Origin of the sequence: Cellulosimicrobium funkei, assembly GCF_001019615.1 — a bacterium.
GTDB lineage: Bacteria > Actinomycetota > Actinomycetes > Actinomycetales > Cellulomonadaceae > Cellulosimicrobium > Cellulosimicrobium cellulans_E.
Window position 1 is genome coordinate 1 of sequence record NZ_JNBQ01000043.1, and the last position, 20,345, is coordinate 20,345.

The following is a 20,345-nucleotide window of genomic DNA, read 5'->3' on the forward strand; positions in this document are numbered from 1 at the left end:
CGCCGCCTCCACGCGCTTGGTGAAGAAGCCGGCGGTCTCGGCGTAGCCGCCGGAGACGTAGAACTCCTTGGAGAGACCGGAGGCGAGGCCGACGCGGCGCGCGCCCACCTCGGCCGCCCACTCCTCGGCGCTCTCGAGGAGGAGGCGGCCGATGCCCTGGCGTCGGTGCGACGGGAGGACGGCGACCTCCTCGACCCGGCAGACGACGCCGCTGGACGCGAAGGTCAGGTGCCGGTTCGCGAGCAGGTACCCCACGACGCCGCGGTCGGGCAGCTCCGCCACCGCGAAGTACGTGTCGAGCGCGGCGAGCAGGGGCCCGAAGGACCGCTCGAACGCCTCGCGCTCGGGGTCGTGGCGGGGCAGCTCGAGGACGAGCGGCCACACGTCGTCACGGTCCGCGACGACGGCCCGGCGGACGAGCACGCCGGACGGGACGCTGGGGCGGGAGACGGAGATCTGGGAGGATTCGGACACCTCCCGAACCTAGCAGCGCGGTCGCGCCCCGGTCGGGGCGTCCCGGGTGGCGGTCGGGAGTCGGCGTGGGTGACGTTCGGCACCCCGGCGCTCGGCCGGTGCGCCGTCAGGACCCGCCGAGGGCGTAGCGCATCGGCTCGAGCTTCGCCTCCGACTCGGCGACCTCCGCCGTCGGGTCGGACGCGGCGACGATCCCGCACCCCGCGAACAGCCGCACCGACCGGGGGTCGGCGGCCGAGAGCTCGGCCGAGCGCAGCGCGATGCCCCACTCGCCGTCGCCGTCCGCGCCGAGCCACCCGACCGGCCCGGCGTACCGGCCGCGGTCCATGCCCTCGATCTCGCGGATCAGCTCGCGCGCGACGCTCGTCGGCGTGCCGCACACGGCCGCCGACGGGTGCAGGGCCGCGGCGAGCGCGAGGCTCGTCGGCCCCGCCGCCCCACCCGGCGAGCCCGGGGAGACGGCACCGCGCGCGAGGACCGCGGTCACGTCCGACGCGAGGTGCATGACGTTCGGCAGGTGCAGCACGAACGGCGCGTCGGGCACGTTCATCGACGAGCAGAACGGGGCGAGCGCCTGCGCGACGGACCGCACGGCGTACTCGTGCTCCTCGAGGTCCTTCGACGACCGGGCGAGCTGGGCCGCCCGGAGGAGCGCCTCGTCGTCGGACAGCCCGCCGCGGCGGATCGTCCCCGCGAGCACGCGCGACGTGACGAGCCCCTTCTCGCTGCGGACCAGGAGCTCGGGCGTCGCACCCACGAGGCCGTCGACGGAGAACGTCCAGCACGCCTCGTACGCCGAGGCGAGCCGGGAGAGCAGCCAGCGCGGGTCCACGGGCTCGGCGGTGTGCGCGACGACGTCGCGCGCCAGGACCACCTTCTCGAGCGCGCCCGAGCGGATGCGCTCGACCCCCTCCGCCACGACGGCTGCCCAGTCGTCGACCCGCAGCGCGCCGTCGTGCCACGCCACCTCGCCGGGCGACGTGACGGGCGCGCGGGGCGTGCGGCGCAGCGCGTCGGTCGGGGAGGACGAGAGCGATCCCGCGGTGTCGACGGTCGTGAGCCACGACTGCCCGTCGCGCCGGCCGACGACGACGCGCGGCACGACGAGCACGCCGCCCGCGCGGACCGGGTCGTGGGCGTCGTCGCCGGGGGCGGAGTCGTCGAACGCGAACGAGCCGAACGCGACCGGTCCCGTCCCGGGCAGCCCCACCTCGTCCCGCACGACGGCGCGCGCGAGCGTCTCGTGCCACGCGGCCTCCGCGTCGGCGAACCGGCCGGGGCCCCACGTCTCGAGGCGCAGCGCCTCGCCCCAGCCCACGATCCCGTCGCCGCGGCGCACCCAGGCGAGGGGCCGCGCGTCGGGCAGGAGGTCGACGAGGGCGTCCAGACCGCCGGGCAGGTCGGGGATCCGGGTGGTCCTCACGACCAGAGGGTGGGGCTGTGCGGCCGTGGCCGACGGTTCTGCAGTCATCGCCTCCCAGCGTAAGCCGCGCACGCGGGTGCGCCCTGCGGTGCGGGGACGTGGAAGCATGGGCGGCATGCCCCGTGCCAACCTGGACAAGAAGCCCTCCGAGGTCGCGTCGATGTTCGACGGGATCGCCTCGCGCTACGACCTGACGAACGACCTCCTGTCGCTCGGCCAGGACCGTGCCTGGCGCCGGGCGACGGTCCGTGCGGTCGGCGCGCTGCCGGGGGAGAAGGTCCTCGACCTCGCGGCCGGGACCGGGACGTCCTCCGAGCCGTTCGCCGACGACGGGGTGCGCGTCGTGCCGTGCGACTTCTCGTTCGGCATGCTCCAGGTCGGCAAGGAGCGCCGGCCCGACCTGCCGTTCGTCGCCGGTGACGCGACGCGCCTGCCGTTCGCGGACGGCACGTTCGACGCCGTGACGATCTCGTTCGGGCTGCGCAACGTCGTCGACACCGAGGGCGCGCTGCGCGAGATGCTGCGCGTCGTCCGCCCGGGCGGACGGGTCGTGATCTGTGAGTTCTCGACCCCGACGTGGGCCCCGTTCCGCGTCGTCTACCAGGAGTACCTCGTGCAGGCGCTGCCGCGCATCGCCGCCGCGGTGACGCGCGAGGGCGGCTCGTACGAGTACCTCGCGGAGTCCATCGCGGCCTGGCCCGACCAGGTCGGGCTCGGCCGGCTCCTGCTCCGCGCGGGCTGGGAGAAGGTCGCTTACCGCAACCTCTCCGGCGGGATCGTCGCGCTCCACCGGGGCACGCGACCCGCCTGACGCCGTCGCCGTCGTCTCCGCGGCCGACGCCGAATTCACCCGGCCCGCCCGACGGCTGGGCAGGACGGTCCGCCGTGCCCGACCTACCGTCGAGGGACGAGCGCGGCCAACGGGGGCCCGCGCGCGGCATGACGGGGGCACGACATGGAACGCCTGACCAAGGGAGCGCTGGCGATCGGGGCGGGGGCGCTCCTCCTCCTCGGAGGGGCCGGGACCTACGCGCTGTGGTCCGACTCGCAGGCCGTCGCCGAGGCGGGGGACATCAGCTCCGGTGACCTGGACCTCGCGCTGGGCACCGCGGCCTGGACGCTCAACGGGACGACGGTCGCGGACGTGACGGCGGTCCGGATCGTCCCGGGCGACGTGCTGGCGCTCAGCCAGCCGATCACGGTGACCGCGATCGGCGACTCGCTCCAGCCGACCCTCGCGGTCTCGGGCACGGACACGCTCACGGGCGACCCGGCGCTCGTCGACGCGCTCGACGTGGCGTTCGTGCTCGACGGCCCGCCGGCGTGGGCCACCGCCAACGGTGACGGGACGTACGAGGTCGCGCCGTCGACGGCCGCGTACCCGGCGGTCGACGCCGACGTCACGCTGACGTTCGACGCGGCCACGCCCGACCAGGTCGCGACGAGCTCCGTGGTGAACCTCTCGAGCCTGACGTTCACGCTCGAGCAGCACCTCTGACAGGCCCGCGGTGGGCATCGTCCGCTCCCGCCGCGCACGGTCGCCCGGTCCGGCCCCGGACCAGGGTGCGGGCCGCGTCCTGGGCGGCCACCGGACCGTCGCGCGTGCCGCCGTCGTGCTCGCGCTCGCCGCGCTCCCGCTCTCGGCGGGCGCGGCGTGGGCGACCTGGTCGGCGTCGCAGACGGTCAGCGGCGCCGAGGTGCGGTCGGGCTCGTTCGGCGTCGAGACGTCGTGGCAGACGTTCCCCGACCTCGCGGGCATGTTCCCCGGCCAGTCGCGCGACGGCGTGATCGCCGTCCACCACACGGGCGACGGGACGTGGCGCTACCGGCTCGCGGTCGCGTACGACGGCGTCGTGCGGCCGACCGTCGCGTTCTACCCCGGGACGACCTGCACGGGGACGGCCCTGGCCGCCGGGACGCTCAGCCCGCAGACCTACGCGCGGGGCGCGACGACGCAGGTGTGCGTCCGCTACACGCTGCCCGCGGGGAGCCCGGGCTCCTGGCAGGGCCAGAGCGCCCAGGTCGCCGTGACGGTCACGCTCGAGAGCAGGCCGTCGTGACGCGCGGCGCCAGACTCCGCGTCGCGGCGGTGCTGGCCGTGGCGCTCGCGCTCGTGGGCGGGCCGGCGGTGGCGTGGTGGACCGCGAGCGGATCGCTGTGGACGACGGTGTCGGCGGCGACGGTCCCCGCGCCGACCGGGACGACGTGCACGACGATGGGCACCAACCTCGCGCGGAGCGCGACCGTGCGGTGGACGGCACCGACGCCCGCCCCCGCCCGCTACCGCGTCACGATCGCGGGGGGCGGGCAGTCGACGACCACCGAGACCACGGCGACGCAGCTCGTCATCACCGAGTCGCTGCTCGGCGGGCTCCTGCAGTCGATCCTCGACCTGCTGCTGGGCGGTACGACCCTGCAGGTCAGCGTCCAGTCCGTGCACTCCTCGGGGTGGGTCTCGGTGCCGGGCAACGCGGTGCCGGTACGCGGTGCGCTCGTCGCGGGCACCGGTCTGTCGGGGGTCTCCTGTGGCTGAGCGGGGCGGTCGGCACCGCGAGCGCGGAGCGAGAGAGCGGGGGCCGCTCGCCCGGGTGCTCGGCGTGCTTGCGCTCGGGTGCGCCGTCGCGCTCGCGCTCGTCGGGGTCGTCGTGCCGCTCGCCCTGGGGGCGACGCCGTACACGGTGCTCACCGGGTCGATGCGGCCGACCTACCCGCCCGGGACGATGGTCGTCGTGCGGCCGGTCGACGTCGAGCGCGTCGCGCCGGGTGACGTGGTCACGTACCAGCTCGCCTCGGGCCGGCCCGAGGTCGTCACCCACCGGGTCGTCGCCGTCGGGGTCGGGGCCGACGACGAGCGGGTCCTCACGACGCAGGGCGACGCCAACGCCGCGCCCGACCCGGAGCCCGTCCGCCCCGTGCAGGTCCGCGGCACGGTCGTCTACGCGGTCCCGCTGCTCGGGTGGGTGAGCTCCGCGGTGTCGGGCGACGCGCGCCGCACCGTCGCCGTCGTCGCGGCGGCCGCGCTCCTGGGGTGGGGCGCCTGGCAGGTCGCGGCGGGACTGCGCGAGCGCTCCCGGCGCCGGAGGCCCACGGCGGTGACCCCGTGAGCAGGGTGCCGGGACGAAGGGCACGACGCGCGCTCGCCGGGGTGCTGCTCGCGGTCGTGCTCGCCGGGCCGGGACCGGTGGCCGTCGGGGCGACGGCCGGCGCGCCGACAGGTGCGTCGACGGGCACCTCGACGGGTCCGGCGAAGGGGGACGAGGACGCCCTCCGGCTGAGCGTCGACGGCACCACGTGGGCACCCGGGCTGTCCGCGTCCCTCTTCGGGTCGGACGCGCTCGTCGTGCCGGGGACGACCGTCGCGCGCCACCTGTGGGTCCGTAACGACGGCCCGACGGCGGCGCGCGTCCTCGTCGACCTCGCGCCCGACGTCGACCCGACGGCTCCGCGGACGGGGCTCGGCGCGTGGCTCGACGTCCGGCTGGACGGCGCCGCACCGGTCACCGCGACCTGGGAGGGGCCCGTCCTCGACCCGGGCGAGGCGGGCCGGGTCGAGGTGAGCGTCGCGATGTCGGCGGACGCGCCGTCGTCCACGCGCCGCGCGGTCTCCGGAGTGCTGGAGACGGTGCACCTCGTGGGCGTCACGGACCCCGCCCCGCCTCCCGCAGCGGGGGAGGAGCCCCCGTCGACCGGTCCCGGGCTGGCGCGCACCGGGGTCGACGGGTGGTGGCTCGCGACCGCCGCGGCACTCGCGGCCGCGGCCGGTGTGGTGCTCGCTCGGCTCGGACGAACGCGGGCGGCGTCGTCCGGAGGTCGCTGACCTGCGGCGACGCGAGCCGGCAGCTCGCCGCGCGACCTGGGGCAGCGCGGGGAGGCTAGGGCGTGTCTCCCAAGACGCCAGCTGCGTAGCATCTCGTGGGTGAGCAAGTCCTCGTCTGGAGCGGTCCCATCGGCAGGTCATGCTCGTGAACCCTTGGCGAGTCTCCCGGTGACGGTGTTCTCTCGGCGTTCAGAACTCGATGGGGCTGTGGAGGAGCTCACTGCCCGAGGGCTTCAGGTAGTGGTCCTTGATGCTGGTTCCTGGTCGACGGGCCCGGAAGTGCATCGCGGTATCGCAGTGGCGTTGGACTTTCCCGCCTACTACGGCCGGAATCTCGATGCGCTGAACGACTGCCTTTCAGACGTTGTCGCACGGGAGTATGGCTGGCAGCCGTCGGCGGCGGGCCTGGCGCTGGTGTTCCTCGGGTTCGACCGCTTCGCCGCGGCACTGCCTGACTTCGCTCCGGCCTTGATGGACATCTTTGTCACCCAGGCGCGCGGCGCGGCCGAGGCTGGCGCCACGATGGCGTTGCTCCTACAGAGCGACGACCGTGAACTCGGCAGCGACTCGATGGGCGCTCCCCGTGCCGTTGGACTGTGACGAACGTCGAGACTGGGCCCAGGTACGAGTTAGTCAGGGAAGCCAGAGCAGGATCGCTGTGAGAACGGCGCCACCGCGGTAGACGAGCGCGTGCTTGTCGTAGCGGGTCGCGAGTGCTCTCCACTGCTTGATGCGGTTGAAGAACCGCTCGACCGTGTTGCGGCCCCGGTAGGTGACGCGGTCATAGGTCACGGGCCGACCACCGCGTGACCCGCGTCGGCGACGGTGGGCCTGCTGGTCACGCGGCTCGGGGATGACCGCGACGATGCCGCGCCGGCGCAGCTCTGACCGGATCGCGCGCGAAGAGTACGCCTTGTCGCCCAACACGGCGTCGGGAGTGGTGCGCGGGCGTCCCGCCCCTGCCCGAGGGACCCGGATCGCGTCCAACAGCGGCAGACACATCGGCGCGTCACCGCCCTGGCCCGGTCCCACGAGCACCGCGAGCGGTCGCCCGTCGCCGTCGACCGCGGCGTGGATCTTCGTCGACAACCCGCCCCGAGAGCGACCCAAGGCGTGGTCAGCCGGTTCTCGCCGTTCCGGATTCTTGTGATTCGCCAGTGCCCCCCGTGGTCCGCGGCAACGTGGCGGCGTGCTGGTGCGCCCGGTTGATCGTGGAGTCCACGCTCACCCGCCAGTCGATAACTCCGTTCGCGTCCGCGCGAGCCTGCAAGGCCGCCAGGATCTTGTCCCACGTCCCGTCGCGCGAGAACCGCGCATGGCGCTTCCACGCGGTCTGCCACGGGCCGAACCGCTCGGGAAGATCACGCCACGCGACCCCGGTCCGATACCGGTGAACGATCCCCTCTACGACCTGACGATGATCCCGCCACGGACGCGAGCGGCCCGACACCTTCGGCATCAACGGGCCGATCACTGCCCACTGCTCGTCCGACAACTCCCGACCACGTTCCACGACCGCACACTCTGCAGCATCGGGGCTGCGCGACTAGGGAGACACGCCCTAGGCCATCGCCGCTCCGGCCCCCTTGCCCGGCGGTCCCGAGCCACAGGGTCGGGAGTCGTCGCGGGGGAGGACCTTCGTCACAGGATCTCCCAGGGAAGGGTCGCCTTGCTACACATCCCGCGCCGGGAGTGACTAGAGTGGCGATGTCCATTGTGACCGACTTCACAAGGACAGTGGGTGCGCCGTGTCCCGACCCGGGTGACGGTGGACCACCACGAGGTGTCCCGACGACCGGACGGTGAGGTGAGCACGGTGGGCGCGAGGCTCGACGACGCCGACGTCATCGTCGTGGGCGCGGGTCCGGCCGGCTCCGCGGCGGCCCACTACTGCGCCGCCGCCGGGCTGAGCGTCCTGCTGCTGGAGAAGTCGTCGTTCCCGCGCGACAAGATCTGCGGCGACGGCCTGACGCCGCGCGCGGTCGCCGAGCTCGTGCGCATGGGCGTGCCGACGCGCGCCGAGGACGGCTGGATCCGGAACCAGGGCCTGCGCGTCGTCGCGAGCGGCCGCTCGTGGGAGCTCGCGTGGCCCGACCTCGCGTCGTACCCGAGCTACGGCATGGCCCGTGCCCGCCACTCGTTCGACCGCACGCTCGCCGAGCACGCCCAGCGCACGGGGGCCAAGCTCCTCGAGCGCACCGCGGTCACGGGCCCCGTGCTCGACGAGCGCACCGGGCGCGTCGTCGGCGTCACCGCCCGGCCCGTGGACGACAAGGGTCGGCGCGCGGGCGACGAGGTCACCTACCGCGCGCCCGTCGTCGTCGCGGCCGACGGCGTCTCGTCGCGCTTCGCGCTCGCGCTCGGCCTCGCGCGGCGCGAGGACCGCCCGATCGGCGTCGCCGTCCGCACGTACTTCCGCACCCCGCGCCACGACGACCCGTGGATGGAGTCCCACCTCGAGCTGTGGGACGGCAAGCCGCGCGAGTCCAACCTGCTGCCCGGCTACGGCTGGATCTTCTCGCTCGGGGACGGCACGGCGAACGTCGGGCTCGGCTCGGTGAGCTCGACGCCGGCGCGCCAGTCCGCGGCGAACGTCGACTACAAGGACCTCTTCGCCACGTGGATGCGCAACGCGCCCGCGGAGTGGGAGTTCACCGAGGAGAACCAGCTCGCCCCCGTGCGCGGCGCGGCGCTCCCCATGGGCTTCAACCGGTCCCCGCTCTACACGCGCGGCGTGCTGCTCGTGGGCGACTCGGGCGGCATGGTCAGCCCGTTCAACGGCGAGGGCATCGCCTACGCGATGCAGGCCGGGCGGGCGGCGGCCGACGTCGTCGCCCAGTCGCGCGTGCGGCTCACCGACGGCGGCCGCGAGCGCGCGCTCCAGACGTACCCGCGGATCATGCGCCGCGAGCTCGGTGGCTACTACACGCTCGGCCGGTACTTCGTGAAGCTCATCGAGCACCCCGAGATCATGCGGCTCTGCACGCGCTACGGGCTCCCGCGCCCGGTCGTCATGCGGTTCGTCCTCAAGCTCCTGTCCGACTGCTACGAGCCCCGCGGCGGCGACTGGGTCGACCGCGTCATCGCGGGGCTGACGAGGGTGGTGCCCTCGTCATGAGCCCCCGAGGTGGGCCCGCAACGACGCGGGCACTCGCACCACCCACAGGTCTTCCCGGGCACCGCTCGGGCGTTCCCGTCCCGAGCCCCCACTCGAGGAGTACGCGATGACCAACCCGTACGTTCCGCTTCTCGTCCTCATGGGCGTGGCCGCCGTGCTGGCTCTCGGCGGCGTGGCCGCGAGCGCGGTCATCGGCCCCAAGCGCTACAACCGCGCCAAGCTCGACGCCTACGAGTGCGGCATCGAGCCCACGCCCCACGCGATCGGCGGCGGGCGCTTCCCGATCAAGTACTACCTCGTCGCCATGACGTTCATCGTCTTCGACATCGAGGTCGTCTTCCTCTACCCGTGGGCGGTCGACTTCGCGACGCTCGCGACCTTCGGCCTCGTCGCGATGCTCGCGTTCCTCGCGCTCATCACCGTCCCGTTCGTCTACGAGTGGCGCCGGGGTGGTCTCGAGTGGGACTGAGCGGGCGACCGACCGTCCGCGCCAGCGGGCACCGGCGAGAGAACTAGGAGAACACCATGGGGATCGAGGAAGCTCCCTCGGGCTTCTTGCTGACCACGATCGAGGACCTCGCGGGGTACCTGCGCAAGGCGTCGCTCTGGCCCGTGACGTTCGGACTGGCGTGCTGCGCGATCGAGATGATGGCCGCCGGCGCCTCGCGGTTCGACCTCTCGCGCTTCGGCATGGAGGTCTTCCGGGCCTCCCCGCGCCAGGCGGACCTCATGATCGTGGCCGGGCGCGTGAGCCAGAAGATGGCGCCGGTCGTGCGGCAGGTCTACGACCAGATGAGCGAGCCCAAGTGGGTGCTGTCGATGGGCGTGTGCGCGTCCAGCGGCGGCATGTTCAACAACTACGCGATCGTGCAGGGCGTCGACCACATCGTGCCCGTGGACATCTACCTCCCGGGCTGCCCGCCGCGGCCGGAGATGCTCATCAACGCGATCCTCGCGCTGCACGACCAGATCCAGCACGAGCCGCTCGGCGTGAACCGCAAGGAGGCGGCGCGCGCCGCCGAGGCGGCGGCGCTCGAGGCGACGCCCACGTTCCAGATGAAGGGGCTGCTGCGGTGACGGACGAGAAGACGGGCGGCGGCACGCCCGTGCCGCAGCCCGAGGAGGTCAACGGCCCGCGGTCCGGCGACCTCGTGACGGGGGCGAGCGCTCCGCGCACGCTCGAGGTCGTCGAGGTGCGCGAGGGCATGTTCGGCGTCCACGGCTCGGGCGACACGTCCGGCTACGGGGGGCTCGTCCAGCCCGTCGCGATGCCCGGGGCGAGCCCGCGGCCGTACGGCGGCTGGTTCGACGAGGTCGTCGACGTCCTCGCGGAGGTGCTCGCCGAGGGCGGCACGCGGTTCGAGGCCGCGGTGGAGCGCGTCGTGGTGGACCCGCCCGGCGCGCACGCCGAGCTGACGATCCACGTGCACCGCGACCACCTCGTCGACGTGTGCCGCGCGCTGCGCGACGACCAGGACCTGCGGTTCGAGCTGAGCCTGGGCGTGAGCGGCGTGCACTTCCCGCACGACGTCGGCCGCGAGCTGCACGCCGTGTACCACCTCACGTCGATCACGCACGGACGTCGTCTGCGCCTCGAGGTGTCGGTGCCCGACGCCGACCCGCACGTGCCGACCACGACGTCCGTCTACCCGACGAACGACTGGCACGAGCGCGAGACGTGGGACTTCTTCGGCATCGTCTTCGACGGCCACCCGTCGCTCGCGCGCATCGAGATGCCCGACGACTGGCCGGGCCACCCGCAGCGCAAGGACTACCCGCTCGGCGGGATCCCCGTCGAGTACAAGGGCGCGACCGTGCCCCCGCCCGACACGAGGAGGTCGTACTCGTGAGCACGCACACCACCGGCGCCCCCGGCGCCGCCCCGCACTCGACCCGCCCGCCCGTCGGCGACTTCGACGACGGCGTCCCGAGCTTCGAGGCGTCGGGCGGCGACTGGGCCGACATCGCGGAGAGCGCCGTCGCTGCGGCCGCGCTCGGCGAGGAGCGCATCGTCGTCAACATGGGCCCGCAGCACCCGTCCACGCACGGCGTGCTCCGCCTCATGCTCGAGATCGACGGCGAGACGGTCACCGAGGCGCGCTGCGGCATCGGCTACCTGCACACCGGCATCGAGAAGAACATGGAGTACCGGACGTGGACGCAGGGCGTCACGTTCTGCACCCGCATGGACTACCTCGCGCCGCTGTTCCAGGAGACGGCGTACTGCCTCGCGGTCGAGAAGCTGCTCGGCATCACGGACGACGTGCCCGAGCGGGCCAGCGTCATCCGGGTGCTCATGATGGAGCTCAACCGGATCGCGTCCCACCTCGTGTGCCTGGGCACCGGCGGCAACGAGATGGGCGCGACGACCGTCATGACCATCGCGTTCACCGCGCGCGAGGAGATCCTGCGGATCTTCGAGGCCGTGACGGGCCTGCGCATGAACAACGCGTACGTGCGCCCCGGTGGCGTCGCGCAGGACGTCCCGCCGGACCTCGTCGAGCAGGTGCGCGCGGCCGACCCGCTCATCCGGCGGTACCTCGGCCAGCTCGGCGACCTCATGCTCGCCAACCCGATCTTCAAGGGCCGCCTCGTCGGCGTCGGGCACCTCAGCCTCGCGGGCTGCATGGCGCTCGGCGTCACCGGGCCGGTGCTGCGCTCCACGGGCCACCCGTACGACGTGCGCAAGTCCGACCCGTACTGCGGCTACGAGACGTACGACTTCGACGTCCCGACCGCGACCGGCGCCGACTGCTACGACCGCGTCGTGCTGCGGCTCGAGGAGTGCTACCAGTCGCTGCACATCGTCGAGCAGTGCCTCGAGCGCCTCGAGAGGACGGCCGGGCAGCCCGTCATGGTGGGCGACCGCAAGATCGCGTGGCCGGCGCAGCTCGCGATCGGGAGCGACGGCCAGGGCAACTCGCTCGAGCACATCAAGGAGATCATGGGCACCTCCATGGAGGCCCTGATCCACCACTTCAAGCTCGTCACCGAGGGCTTCCGCGTCCCGGTGGGGCAGGCGTGGCAGACCGTGGAGCACCCGCGCGGCGAGCTCGGGGTGCACCTCGTCTCCGACGGCGGCACGCGCCCCTACCGGGCGCACTTCCGCGACCCGTCGTTCAACAACCTCCAGGCCGTGGCGGCGATGTGCGAGGGCGGCCAGGTGGCCGACGTCGTGGTCGCCGTCGCCTCCCTGGACCCCGTGCTGGGAGGGGTGGACCGATGACCATCGACGCCGGACCTGCGACGAACGGCACGCCCGCCGGCGGGCCGCGCCCCGGGTACGACGCGGAGACGACGGCTCGCCTCGCCGCCGACGCCGCGCAGATCGTCGCCCGCTACCCCGAGTCCCGGTCGGCGCTGCTGCCGATGCTGCACCTCGTGCAGTCCGAGGACGGCTACGTCTCGCGCGACGGCATCCTGTTCTGCGCGGAGCAGCTCGGCCTCACCGCGGCCGAGGTCTCGGCCGTCGCGACGTTCTACACGCAGTACAAGCGCCACCCCAACGGGACGTACACCGTGGGCGTCTGCACGAACACGCTGTGCGCGATCATGGGCGGCGACGCGATCTTCGACGAGCTGTCGGACCACCTCGGCGTCGGGCACGACGAGACGACCGAGGACGGCGCGATCACGCTCGAGCGCGTGGAGTGCAACGCGGCCTGCGACTACGCGCCGGTCATGATGGTCAACTGGGAGTTCTTCGACAACCAGACGCCCGGCTCGGCGACCGACGTCGTCGACCGCCTCCGTGCGGGCGAGGCCGTCGCCCCGACGCGCGGCGCCGCGAGCGTGTGCACCTTCAAGCAGATGAGCCGGGTCCTCGCGGGCTTCCCCGACGGCCGCGCGGACGAGGGCGTCGGCGCCGGCGAGCCGACCCTCGCCGGCCTCCGCCTCGCGCGTGAGCAGGGCTGGACCGCACCCACCACGTCGGCAGGCGGGCCGGACGCCGGCGCGGGCACGGGCGCCCCGGAGAAGCCCGTCACCGGCGGCGAGCAGTCGAGCGCCGAGCGGAAGCCGACGACCGACGCCGACGTCGACCCCGGCGGCAAGGCCGAGTCTCCTGGCACCAAGCCCGACCCGTCGAAGGGAGCGGACGCATGAGCGAGCAGCAGGGCACCGTGGCCCGACCGACCCCGGACCCGCTGACCCCCGTCCTGTCGGACACGTGGGACGCGGACCGGTCCTGGACGCTGGCGTCCTACGTGGACCGCGGCGGCTACGAGGGCCTGCGCGCGGCGCTCGCCCAGGACCCGGCGGACGTCGTCGCGACGGTCAAGGCGTCGGGCCTGCGCGGCCGCGGCGGCGCGGGCTTCCCGACGGGCATGAAGTGGGGCTTCCTGCCCGCGCCCGACGGCGGCCCGCGCTACCTCGTGGTCAACGCGGACGAGTCCGAGCCGGGCACGTGCAAGGACATCCCGCTCATGCTCGCGAGCCCGCAGGCGCTCGTCGAGGGCGTCGCGATCACGTCGTACGCGATCGGGTGCGACCACGCGTTCATCTACGTGCGTGGCGAGGTGCTCCACGTGTACCGCCGGCTGCTGCGCGCGGTCGAGGAGGCGTACGAGGCCGGCTATCTGGGCAAGAACGTCCAGGGCTCGGGGTTCGACCTCGACGTCACGGTCCACGCCGGTGCGGGCGCGTACATCTGCGGCGAGGAGACGGCGCTGCTCGACTCGCTCGAGGGACGGCGCGGGCAGCCGCGGCTCAAGCCGCCGTTCCCCGCGGTCGCGGGCCTGTACGCGCGCCCGACGGTCGTCAACAACGTGGAGTCCATCGCGAGCGTGCCGTCGATCGTCGCGCGCGGCGCGGACTGGTTCACGTCGATGGGCACGGAGCGCTCGGCAGGGTTCGGCCTGTTCTCCCTGTCCGGTCACGTGACGCGCCCCGGCCAGTACGAGGCGCCGCTCGGCACGACGCTGCGCGAGCTCCTCGACCTCGCGGGCGGGATGCGCGGCGGCAAGGCGCTGAAGTTCTGGACGCCGGGCGGCTCGTCGACGCCGCTGTTCACGGACGCCCACCTCGACACGCCCCTCGACTACGAGTCGGTCGCGGCGGCGGGCTCGATGCTCGGCACGCGTGCGCTCCAGCTCTTCGACGAGACGACGTGCGTCGTGCGCGCCGTGAGCCGGTGGACGGACTTCTACGCGCACGAGTCGTGCGGCAAGTGCACGCCGTGCCGCGAGGGCACGTACTGGATGAAGCAGGTCCTGGCGCGCATCGAGGCGGGCCAGGGCACGGAGTCCGACCTCGACCTGCTCCTCGACACGTGCGACAACATCCTGGGCCGCGCGTTCTGCGCGCTCGGCGACGGCGCCACGTCGCCCGTGACGAGCAGCATCGAGCTCTTCCGCGACGAGTACGAGGCGCACATCGCGGAGCACCGCTGCCCGTTCGACCCGTCGGCCTCGGCCCTCTTCGACTACACGCCCCGCCCGGCCCGCGTCCTGACGGCAGGAGTGCACTGATGACGACCACGACCCCCGCCCCGGGCACCGGCTCAGCGGCCGTCCCCGCGGGTGGCGCGGCCAAGCCCCCGGTCCCCGCGGACCACGTGACGTTCACGATCGACGACGTCGAGATGTCGGTGCCGAAGGGCACGCTCGTGATCCGCGCGGCCGAGCAGATCGGGATCCAGATCCCGCGGTTCTGCGACCACCCGCTGCTGGAGCCCGCGGGCGCGTGCCGCCAGTGCCTCGTCGAGGTGGCGACGCCGGACCGCGAGGGCAACGTCCGGCCCATGCCGAAGCCGCAGGCGTCGTGCACGCTCGAGGCAACCCCCGGCATGGTGGTCAAGACCCAGCGCACGAGCCCGGTGGCCGACAAGGCGCAGCACGGGATCATGGAGCTGCTGCTCATCAACCACCCGCTCGACTGCCCGGTGTGCGACAAGGGCGGCGAGTGCCCGCTCCAGAACCAGGCGATGAGCAACGGCCGCGCGACGAGCCGGTTCGTCGACGTCAAGCGCACGTTCCCCAAGCCGATCGCGGTCTCGACGACGATCCTGCTCGACCGCGAGCGCTGCGTCCTGTGCCAGCGGTGCACGCGCTTCTCGCAGGAGATCGCGGGCGACGTGTTCATCGACCTGCAGAAGCGCGGCGCCGCGCAGCAGATCGGGCGCTTCGACGAGGCGGTGCTGGACTTCGCGCCGCCCGCGGGTCAGGCGCCTGGCGACCGCCCGGTCGGGCTCGCGCTCGAGGACGAGTCGGGCCTGCCGTTCGCGTCGTACTTCTCCGGCAACACGGTGCAGATCTGCCCGGTGGGCGCGCTCACGGGCGCGGCGTACCGGTTCCGCTCGCGCCCGTTCGACCTGGTCTCGACCCCCGGCGTCTCCGAGCACGACTCGTCGGGCTCCGCGATCCGCGTCGACCACCGTCGCGGCGTGGTGCTCCGCCGCCTCGCGGGCGAGGACCCGCTGGTCAACGAGGAGTGGATCACCGACCGCGACCGCTTCGCGTTCACGTGGCAGTCCGCGCCGGACCGCCTGACGCACCCGCTCGTGCGCGACCGCGAGGTCGCCCCGGACGGGACGGTGACGCGCGGCGAGCTGCGCCCCGCCTCGTGGGCCGAGGCGCTCGAGGTCGCCGCGGACGCCCTGACGCGGGCGCGCGACGCCGGGGGCGTGGCCGTCCTGCCGGGCGGGCGCCTCACGGTCGAGGACGCGTACGCCTACGCGAAGCTCGCGCGCACCTGGCTGCGCACCAACGACGTCGACCACCGCGCCCGCGCCCACAGCGCCGAGGAGGCGGCCTTCCTCGCGCACGCCGTCGCAGGGCGTGCCGTCGGCCACGCCGGCGGGGTGACGTTCACCGACCTCGAGAAGGCGCCCGCCGTGCTGCTCGTCGGCCTCGAGGCCGAGGAGGAGGCGGGCGTGACGTTCCTGCGCCTGCGCAAGGGGGCGCTGCGGCACGGCGTCCGCGTGTTCTCCGTCGCGCCGTTCGCGTCGCGCGGCGTGCAGCGCATGCACGGGACGCTCCTCCCGGCCGCGCCGGGCACCGAGGCGGAGTGGCTCGACGGCATCGCCGCGGGCGACCAGGTCCGCACGCTCGACGAGGCCGAGGGCATCGACCTCCTCGCCGAGGTCAGCGACGCGCTCCGGGCGCCGGGCGCCGTGATCCTCGTCGGCGAGCGGCTCGCCGCGACGCGCGGCGGGTACAGCGCGCTGCTGCGCGCGGTCGCGGCGACGGGCGCACGCCTCGCGTGGGTCCCGCGCCGCGCCGGCGAGCGCGGCGGCGTCGAGGCCGGCACCCTGCCGAACCTCCTGCCGGGCGGACGCCCGGTCGCGGACGCCGCGGCTCGCGTCGACGTCGCCACCGTCTGGGGCGTGGCCGCGACGGACGACCAGCCGACCGGCCTCCCCGCGACGGCGGGTCGCGACGTCGGGGAGATGCTCGACGCGCTGTCGGTCGGTCAGCTCGCGGGCGCGCTCGTGGGCGGGCTCGAGCTCGACGACCTCCCCGACCCGGCGCACGCGCGCCGCGCGCTCGAGGCGGCCGGCGTCGTCGTCTCGCTCGAGGTGCGGCGCTCGGCGGTGACCGAGCTCGCGGACGTCGTGCTCCCCGTCGCCCCGCCCGTCGAGCGCGAGGGCGCGTACGTGAGCTGGGAGGGCCGCGTGCGTCCCTTCCCGGCGGCGCTCGCCTCGACGGCGATGACGGACCACCGCGTGCTCGACGCGCTCGCCGACGCGGCGGGCGTGAGCCTCGGCCTCGGCACCGTGGACGCGGTGCGTGCCGAGCTCGACCAGCTCGTGGGCGACGGCGCGTGGGACGGCGCGCGCGCCGCCGCGCCTGACGTCGAGACCACGGAGCCGCCCGCCGTCGCGCCCGGGACCGCGGTCCTCGCGGGCTGGCGGCTCCTGCTCGACGACGCGCGCGGCCAGGACGGCGAGCGCTACCTCGCCGGGACGGCGAAGCGCCCCGTGGCGCGGCTGTCCGCGGCGACCGCGGCCGCGGCCGACGTGTTCGACGGCGACGTCGTGCGCGTCTCCACGGACCGGGGCGCGATCACGCTCCCGGTCGTGGTGACGGACATGGTCGACCACGTGGTGTGGCTGCCCCTGCGCTCGCCGGGCTCGTCCGTGCACGCGACGCTCGGCGCGGTGCCGGGCGACGTCGTCCGCCTCGAGACCGTGAGCACCGACGGAGGGGAGGGCGCATGAGCGGCGTCCACGTGATCCACGCGCTCGCCACCGAGACGCCGGGCGTGCCCGGGATCACGGCGAACTTCTCGCAGGACAACGGGTGGACGTACCTGGTCAAGGCCGTCCTCATCCTCGTGTTCCTGCTGACGAGCGTGCTGTTCGCGATCTGGTTCGAGCGCAAGGTCGTGGCGCGCATGCAGGTGCGGCCCGGCCCCAACTGGCACGGCCCGTTCGGCCTGCTCCAGTCGCTCGCCGACGCGATGAAGCTCCTGCTCAAGGAGGACATCACCGTCAAGGCGGCGGACAAGTTCGTCTACCTGCTGGCGCCGATGATCTCCGTGTTCTGCGCGCTCCTCGTGTTCGCGGTCATCCCGTTCGGGCCCGAGGTGCAGATCCCGTTCACGGACTACGTGACGCCCGCCCAGCTCACCGACTTCCCGGTCGCGACGCTGTACATCCTCGCGTGCGCGTCGCTCGGCGTGTACGGGATCGTGCTCGGCGGTTGGTCGTCGGGGTCGACGTACCCGCTGCTCGGCTCGGTCCGCTCGACCGCGCAGGTCATCAGCTACGAGCTCGCGATGGGCCTCTCGCTCGTCTCCGTCTTCCTCATGGCGGGGTCGATGTCGACGTCGCGCATCGTCGACTCGCAGACGCAGCTCTGGTGGTTCCTCCCGCTCCTGCCGGCGTTCGTCATCTACGTCATCTCGATGGTCGGCGAGACGAACCGCCTCCCGTTCGACCTCCCCGAGGCCGAGGGCGAGCTCGTGTCCGGGTACATGACTGAGTACTCGTCGATGAAGTTCGCGTGGTTCTTCCTCGCGGAGTACATCAACATGCTCAACGTCTCCGCGGTCGCGACGACGCTGTTCCTCGGCGGGTGGCGCGCGCCGTGGCCGCTCTCGGCGATCAACGACGGGATGTTCAACGAGGGCTGGTGGCCCATCCTCTGGTTCCTCGTCAAGGTCTGGGCCGTCATGTTCTTCTTCGTGTGGGTCCGCGGCACGCTGCTGCGCCTGCGTTACGACCAGTTCATGCGGTTCGGCTGGAAGGTCCTCATCCCGTTCGCGCTCGCGTGGCTCGTGCTCCTCGCCGTCGCGCAGGCCGTGCGCCAGTTCCTCGACGTCGACCTGCGCGTCTTCGTCGGCATCGCCGTCGCGCTCGCCCTCGTGGTGGTGGTCGTCGTGTGGTTCTGGCCCGAGAAGAAGGCGCCACCCGGCGCGACGACCCGCGCCGCGGGAACCGGTCCCGAGCCGTTCGACGCGTTCGCGGGCGGGTTCCCCGTCCCGCCGCTGCCCGGGCAGTCGCTCCCGCCCTCGCCGCGCCGTCGCGCCCTCGTGCCCGACGACGTGGGCTCGCCCGGGACGTCCGGGTCATCTGGCACGCCCCACGACAAGGAGGTCGACCGTGGCTGACGAGCAGAAGCCGACCCGGCCCGGCGAGTACGAGGTCCGGCGCCCCCAGGCGAAGGGGCTGCGCGAGGCGCTCGCTCCCGTCGCGGGCTTCGGCGTCACGTTCTCCTCGATGTTCCGCCCGACGGTCACCGAGCAGTACCCGCGCCAGAAGGTGCCCACGAAGCGGCGCTATCACGGTCGGCACCAGCTCAACCGGTACCCCGACGGCCTCGAGAAGTGCATCGGGTGCGAGCTGTGCGCGTGGGCGTGCCCCGCGGACGCGATCTACGTCGAGGGCGCGGACAACGCGGACCTGCCGGACGGCGGCCACATGTCGCCGGGCGAGCGGTACGGGCGCGTCTACCAGATCAACTACCTGCGCTGCATCTTCTGCGGCCTGTGCATCGAGGCCTGCCCGACGCGCGCCCTGACGATGACCAACGAGTACGAGCTCGCCGGCCCGACGCGCGAGGGCATGATCTGGGAGAAGCAGGACCTGCTCGCGCCGCTCCAGGAGCGGATGCTCGCCACGCCGCACCCGATGGTGCCCGGGACCTCGGACACCGAGTACTACCGCGGGGAGGTGAGCGGCCCGGTGGCCGAGCAGGTGGAGTGGGTGCGCGAGCACCGGCCGGACGACCCGACCCTCCCGCCGGAGCCCACGGGGCCGCCGCCGGAGGTCCGGCGGGTCACGCCGACCTCCGGGCGGTCCGCCGGCGCGTCGGCCCGGAAGGCCGCCCGGTGACCGCGAGCGGCGGCGAGGCGGTCCTCTTCTGGGTCCTCGCCCCCCTCATGGTCCTCGCGGCGCTCTCGCTCCTCTTCGCCCGCAAGGCGGTGCACGCCGCCATCGCGGTCATGTTCGTCATGGTCGACCTCGCGATCCTCTACATCGCGCAGGAGGCGTCGTTCCTCGGCGTCGTCCAGGTGGTCGTGTACACGGGCGCCGTCATGATGCTCTTCCTCTTCGTGCTCATGCTCGTCGGGGTCGACGCGTCGGACTCGCTCGTGGAGACGATCCGCGGTCAGCGCTGGGTCGGCGTGCTCCTCGGGCTCGGGCTCGGCGTCGTGCTGGTGGGCGTGGTCGCGCAGGCGACGTTCCCGCCGTCGGTGGGCCTCGAGCTCGCCAACGCGGCCACCAACCCGGTCGCGCTCGCGCGCGTGCTCTTCGCGGACTACGTGTTCGCGATGGAGGTGGTGGGCATCCTGCTCATCACCGCCGCGGTCTCGGCGCTCGTGCTCACGCACCGGCGCCGGCTCACCCCGAAGGTGGGTCAGCGCGAGCAGGCCGACGCGAAGGTCGCGGCGCTGCCCGCGGGCGGTCGGCTCACGCCGCTCGCCGCCCCCGGCGTGTACGCGCAGAACAACGCCATGGACACCCCGGCGCTCGACGCGCAGGGCCGGCCCATCGAGGAGTCGGTCTCCCGCATCCTGCGCATCCGCGGCCAGGAGCGGTCGGCCGGGACGATTCTTGAGGCCGAGCGCGAGGTGCTCGTCGAGCACGAGCCGCTGCGGGCGCTGCCCGCACTGCGGGCCCAGGACGCGAACGAGCGCACGGTGCAGACCGCGACCGCCGACCAGCCCGAGGGCGAGGCGCCCGCGGGGGAGGTCTCCGGGCCCGACGACCCGGGCCGGTCCCGGGTCCCCGGTGAAGCTCGCGGGACCGAGCGAGGAGAGGACTGATGGAGCTCACCAACTACCTCGTGCTCGCGGCGATCCTCTTCTCGATCGGCGCCGCGACCGTGCTGCTGCGACGCAACGCGATCATCGTGTTCATGGGCATCGAGCTCATGCTCAACGCGACGAACCTCGCGTTCGTGACCTTCGCCCGGATGCACGGCGACGTGACGGGGCAGGTGCTCGCCTTCTTCGTCATGGTCGTCGCGGCGGCGGAGGTCGTCGTCGGCCTCGCGATCATCGTGTCCATCTTCCGCACCCGTCGGTCCGCCTCGGTCGACGACGTCAACCTGCTCAAGAGCTGAGGG

At 73.6% G+C, this 20,345-nt stretch carries 22 protein-coding genes; 19 read left to right on the forward strand and 3 right to left on the reverse strand.

Features of this window, described 5'->3' with window-relative positions; all coding sequences use genetic code 11:
• Both FB00_RS18525 and FB00_RS18530 read right to left on the reverse strand, forming a co-directional pair.
• On the reverse strand, positions 1–474 hold a 474-nt coding region (locus FB00_RS18525), incomplete at its 3' end, for a GNAT family N-acetyltransferase (RefSeq protein ID WP_156186461.1).
• A 106-nt stretch (positions 475–580) separates the two neighbouring features.
• Positions 581–1,945 carry an isochorismate synthase gene (locus FB00_RS18530; protein ID WP_047234399.1) on the reverse strand — a complete coding sequence of 455 codons (1,365 nt, stop codon included), beginning with the start codon at positions 1,943–1,945 and terminating at the stop codon, positions 581–583.
• Positions 1,946–2,012: 67 nt separating this feature from the next.
• Here FB00_RS18530 and FB00_RS18535 point away from each other — a divergent pair, with 67 nt between their 5' ends.
• The 7 genes from FB00_RS18535 to FB00_RS18565 all read left to right on the forward strand — a co-directional run bounded on the left by FB00_RS18535 (position 2,013) and on the right by FB00_RS18565 (position 6,314).
• A complete protein-coding gene (locus tag FB00_RS18535; protein ID WP_047234420.1) occupies positions 2,013–2,708 on the forward strand; it encodes a demethylmenaquinone methyltransferase in 696 nt (231 codons plus the stop codon).
• Between the two features lie 144 nt (positions 2,709–2,852).
• Positions 2,853–3,395 carry an alternate-type signal peptide domain-containing protein gene (locus tag FB00_RS18540; protein ID WP_047234400.1) on the forward strand — a complete coding sequence of 181 codons (543 nt, stop codon included), beginning with the start codon at positions 2,853–2,855 and terminating at the stop codon, positions 3,393–3,395.
• A gap of 10 nt (positions 3,396–3,405) precedes the next feature.
• The gene (locus FB00_RS18545; protein ID WP_047234401.1) at positions 3,406–3,957 is read left to right on the forward strand and encodes a hypothetical protein; all 552 of its coding nucleotides are present in this window, start codon (positions 3,406–3,408) and stop codon (positions 3,955–3,957) included.
• Positions 3,954–4,430, forward strand: coding sequence for a hypothetical protein (locus tag FB00_RS22195; RefSeq protein WP_047234402.1), 477 nt, complete (start codon positions 3,954–3,956; stop codon positions 4,428–4,430). The genes FB00_RS18545 and FB00_RS22195 overlap by 4 nt, the downstream gene beginning before the upstream one ends.
• Positions 4,431–4,485: 55 nt before the next feature.
• A complete protein-coding gene (locus FB00_RS18555; protein WP_197088858.1) occupies positions 4,486–5,001 on the forward strand; it encodes a signal peptidase I in 516 nt (171 codons plus the stop codon).
• On the forward strand, positions 4,998–5,714 hold the full coding sequence (locus FB00_RS18560) for a hypothetical protein (protein WP_156186462.1): 717 nt from the start codon (positions 4,998–5,000) through the stop codon (positions 5,712–5,714). The genes FB00_RS18555 and FB00_RS18560 overlap by 4 nt, the downstream gene beginning before the upstream one ends.
• 207 nt (positions 5,715–5,921) lie before the next feature.
• Complete coding sequence (locus FB00_RS18565; RefSeq protein WP_197088859.1) at positions 5,922–6,314, forward strand: barstar family protein; 393 nt, start codon at positions 5,922–5,924, stop codon at positions 6,312–6,314.
• A 33-nt stretch (positions 6,315–6,347) separates the two neighbouring features.
• Here the strand turns inward: FB00_RS18565 and FB00_RS22200 are convergent.
• Positions 6,348–7,227, reverse strand: a protein-coding gene (locus FB00_RS22200) for an IS5 family transposase (protein WP_419865533.1) whose coding sequence is annotated in 2 segments (ribosomal slippage) — positions 6,348–6,878 and positions 6,880–7,227 — 879 coding nt in all. Because the reading frame shifts where the segments join, the coding sequence is not laid out codon by codon here.
• 303 nt (positions 7,228–7,530) lie between these two features.
• On the opposite strand from FB00_RS22200, the gene FB00_RS18580 reads away from it, so the two are divergent.
• The 12 genes from FB00_RS18580 to nuoK all read left to right on the forward strand — a co-directional run bounded on the left by FB00_RS18580 (position 7,531) and on the right by nuoK (position 20,342).
• Positions 7,531–8,832, forward strand: a complete 1,302-nt coding sequence (locus tag FB00_RS18580; protein ID WP_231581935.1) for a geranylgeranyl reductase family protein — start codon at positions 7,531–7,533, stop codon at positions 8,830–8,832.
• A 106-nt stretch (positions 8,833–8,938) separates the two neighbouring features.
• Positions 8,939–9,301 carry an NADH-quinone oxidoreductase subunit A gene (locus FB00_RS18585; protein ID WP_047234407.1) on the forward strand — a complete coding sequence of 121 codons (363 nt, stop codon included), beginning with the start codon at positions 8,939–8,941 and terminating at the stop codon, positions 9,299–9,301.
• A gap of 56 nt (positions 9,302–9,357) precedes the next feature.
• On the forward strand, positions 9,358–9,909 hold the full coding sequence (locus FB00_RS18590; RefSeq protein ID WP_047234408.1) for a NuoB/complex I 20 kDa subunit family protein: 552 nt from the start codon (positions 9,358–9,360) through the stop codon (positions 9,907–9,909).
• 74 nt (positions 9,910–9,983) lie between these two features.
• Positions 9,984–10,682, forward strand: a complete 699-nt coding sequence (locus FB00_RS18595; protein WP_047234423.1) for an NADH-quinone oxidoreductase subunit C — start codon at positions 9,984–9,986, stop codon at positions 10,680–10,682.
• Positions 10,679–12,058, forward strand: a complete 1,380-nt coding sequence (locus tag FB00_RS18600) for an NADH-quinone oxidoreductase subunit D (protein ID WP_047234409.1) — start codon at positions 10,679–10,681, stop codon at positions 12,056–12,058. The genes FB00_RS18595 and FB00_RS18600 overlap by 4 nt, the downstream gene beginning before the upstream one ends.
• Entirely contained in the window at positions 12,055–12,936 is an 882-nt protein-coding gene (gene nuoE, locus FB00_RS18605; protein ID WP_047234410.1) for an NADH-quinone oxidoreductase subunit NuoE, read from the forward strand. The genes FB00_RS18600 and nuoE overlap by 4 nt, the downstream gene beginning before the upstream one ends.
• Complete coding sequence (gene nuoF, locus FB00_RS18610) at positions 12,933–14,300, forward strand: NADH-quinone oxidoreductase subunit NuoF (RefSeq protein WP_047234411.1); 1,368 nt, start codon at positions 12,933–12,935, stop codon at positions 14,298–14,300. Before nuoE ends, nuoF begins: the two co-directional genes overlap by 4 nt.
• Entirely contained in the window at positions 14,300–16,990 is a 2,691-nt protein-coding gene (locus tag FB00_RS18615; protein ID WP_047234412.1) for an NADH-quinone oxidoreductase subunit G, read from the forward strand. Before nuoF ends, FB00_RS18615 begins: the two co-directional genes overlap by 1 nt.
• A complete protein-coding gene (gene nuoH, locus FB00_RS18620; protein ID WP_082141503.1) occupies positions 16,987–18,384 on the forward strand; it encodes an NADH-quinone oxidoreductase subunit NuoH in 1,398 nt (465 codons plus the stop codon). Before FB00_RS18615 ends, nuoH begins: the two co-directional genes overlap by 4 nt.
• A gap of 58 nt (positions 18,385–18,442) precedes the next feature.
• Entirely contained in the window at positions 18,443–19,108 is a 666-nt protein-coding gene (gene nuoI, locus FB00_RS18625) for an NADH-quinone oxidoreductase subunit NuoI (protein ID WP_231581939.1), read from the forward strand.
• Positions 19,105–20,043 (forward strand): NADH-quinone oxidoreductase subunit J, encoded by a 939-nt coding sequence (locus FB00_RS18630; protein WP_047234413.1) that lies wholly within the window; start codon positions 19,105–19,107, stop codon positions 20,041–20,043. Before nuoI ends, FB00_RS18630 begins: the two co-directional genes overlap by 4 nt.
• Complete coding sequence (nuoK, locus tag FB00_RS18635; protein ID WP_047234414.1) at positions 20,043–20,342, forward strand: NADH-quinone oxidoreductase subunit NuoK; 300 nt, start codon at positions 20,043–20,045, stop codon at positions 20,340–20,342. The genes FB00_RS18630 and nuoK overlap by 1 nt, the downstream gene beginning before the upstream one ends.
• Positions 20,343–20,345 lie beyond the last annotated feature (3 nt).